Consider the following 1,727-nt stretch of genomic DNA (forward strand, 5'->3'; position numbering starts at 1 on the left):
GGAAACATTACGAGTGCTCATGACTGCTTTGAGTTTGATAATCCTCATGACGCTTGGCTAATTGCAAGTGCTCCTGATTTGCTGCAAGCATTGCAGAACATGCTGCCAAGGTTTGAAGCTATGGCTGAAAACCTTCCTGCAGAACAGGCTAACGATGCCTACAACACAATATCATTCGCTCAATTTGCAATAGGAAGGGCTTTAAGGGAATAACATGAAAATCATCACTAAGAACGGTAAAGACATTCAGAAATACTTGCGCGACGTTAAGCCTGGAGAATGCTTTAGGTACATTTCAGGGGCAGCTATCTACCTAATGACTTCTCACAGTTCAGCATGCTTTAGGATGACTGTAAACCTTGAAACTGGTGGAACTGCAACAGAGAAGCCTGAAACTAGAGTGGTTCCAATATATGACATTGCCATACTTATTGAGGATGCAATGATGACTAACCGAGGGGAACAAGATTGAAGAAGCTGAGGAGAAAGTAGCGTGAGCAAGATTATAGAAGCAACCAAAATCTTACTGTTTTTCCTGGTGGCTGGAGGGTTTGTATGGAATCTAGCCGTCACAACTTTTGATGAGGCTAAAAGGGCTGTTCACTGCGGAGAAGTAGGCGGTTATTTAGTGAAAACTTATGGTAATAAATTGCATTGTGCAAAATTGGAGGAACTAAAGTGAAAAAACATTACGTACTAATTGAATTCACACCGTTACATGACGGCAGCGTAGAAGACATTCCTTGGCCTGAAGTCCTAGACGGGGCGGTAACTGTAACTAACTGGAAGAACATCACAGCAAAATCACTTGACGACATGGCTATATCAGTCGGGATTGGGCAAGTGTTTAGTGATACCGAAGGCCTGTCAGATGTAGAAATTATGGACATCATATCTCAGGATGAAGTTGTACTGCCTGAGGATGTTTACCTTAACGCACAGTACGAATACACCGACAGCGACCACATTCTTGAGCTGGTTGAAGAAGTCGGAAATGGTGCAGTTTATGAAATGTGTGCTTTCCTGCAAATTGATCGATTGGAGATTGCTTAATGATTACGTTCAAGGTTGGTGTTATCCGAATTGCTTATGGACACAGAGAGTTTGTTGTGGAAGCCGAGTCAGCAGAACAAGCTGAAAACATAGCTGACGAGATGGCAGGCGATTATGAATTTAATATGAGGTCAACTGAGTACAACATTGACTACATTTCGGAGGTTGAAGATGGGAGTCTTTGATTCAGTATTGTGCAGGTGTCCTAACTGCGATGCGGAGATTGAGTTTCAATCGAAAGCTGGGAAGTGCGACATGACTACATACAGTCTAAGAAGCGTACCGATTGAAATCGCTGTAGACCTAGAAAACACATTAGAGTCATGCAGCAATTGCGGCAAGACTTACAGGATTTTAGACCCGTATTTACCTATAGATGTTCGTATGATGATAGAGGAGGCTTAAATGGGTGAATTTGCAGAAATGGCTATGGAACAAGAGATGTCTGACATGTTTGACGGCATCTTTAGCGAGATATTCGGGGGAAAGAAATCTCCGAAGCGCGTCAATCGCTTCATCGAACATCGTAAGGTTAACGACAAAGTGTGGTTAATGCGCGACAAAGTCGAAATCCTGATCACGAAAATGGAAACCGACCACATTGTAAAATGTTTAGTGTTGCTTACAAGAGCTAAACAAACAGATACCAAGGCTTATGAAGGCATGATGCACGA

General features: G+C 42.6%; 7 protein-coding genes. All 7 read left to right on the top strand.

What is annotated here, in order from left to right; genetic code table 11:
- The coding region (locus tag PSU72_RS10940) for a hypothetical protein (RefSeq protein WP_300432495.1) at positions 1 to 213 on the top strand (213 nt) is incomplete at its 5' end.
- Position 214: 1 nt separating this feature from the next.
- Positions 215 to 472 carry a hypothetical protein gene (locus PSU72_RS10945; RefSeq protein WP_300432497.1) on the top strand — a complete coding sequence of 86 codons (258 nt, stop codon included), beginning with the start codon at positions 215 to 217 and terminating at the stop codon, positions 470 to 472.
- A 21-nt stretch (positions 473 to 493) separates the two neighbouring features.
- Complete coding sequence (locus PSU72_RS10950; protein ID WP_300432499.1) at positions 494 to 682, top strand: hypothetical protein; 189 nt, start codon at positions 494 to 496, stop codon at positions 680 to 682.
- The gene (locus PSU72_RS10955) at positions 679 to 1,053 is read left to right on the top strand and encodes a hypothetical protein (protein WP_300432500.1); all 375 of its coding nucleotides are present in this window, start codon (positions 679 to 681) and stop codon (positions 1,051 to 1,053) included. Before PSU72_RS10950 ends, PSU72_RS10955 begins: the two co-directional genes overlap by 4 nt.
- The gene (locus tag PSU72_RS10960) at positions 1,053 to 1,238 is read left to right on the top strand and encodes a hypothetical protein (RefSeq protein ID WP_300432501.1); all 186 of its coding nucleotides are present in this window, start codon (positions 1,053 to 1,055) and stop codon (positions 1,236 to 1,238) included. Before PSU72_RS10955 ends, PSU72_RS10960 begins: the two co-directional genes overlap by 1 nt.
- Positions 1,239 to 1,308: 70 nt before the next feature.
- Positions 1,309 to 1,458: a hypothetical protein gene (locus tag PSU72_RS10965; protein WP_300432502.1), complete on the top strand. Its 150-nt coding sequence runs from the start codon at positions 1,309 to 1,311 to the stop codon at positions 1,456 to 1,458.
- A partial coding sequence (locus PSU72_RS10970) for a hypothetical protein (protein ID WP_300432503.1) occupies positions 1,459 to 1,727 on the top strand: 269 nt, incomplete at its 3' end.

It is taken from the genome of Methylotenera sp. (assembly GCF_029945535.1).
In the GTDB taxonomy this organism is placed as follows: Bacteria; Pseudomonadota; Gammaproteobacteria; order Burkholderiales; family Methylophilaceae; genus Methylotenera.

Coding starts and splice junctions, on each gene's coding strand:
- PSU72_RS10965 (WP_300432502.1), top strand. CDS start 1,309: ATGACTACATACAGTCTAAGAAGCGTACCGATTGAAATCGCTGTAGAC.
- PSU72_RS10945 (WP_300432497.1), top strand. CDS start 215: ATGAAAATCATCACTAAGAACGGTAAAGACATTCAGAAATACTTGCGC.
- PSU72_RS10960 (WP_300432501.1), top strand. CDS start 1,053: ATGATTACGTTCAAGGTTGGTGTTATCCGAATTGCTTATGGACACAGA.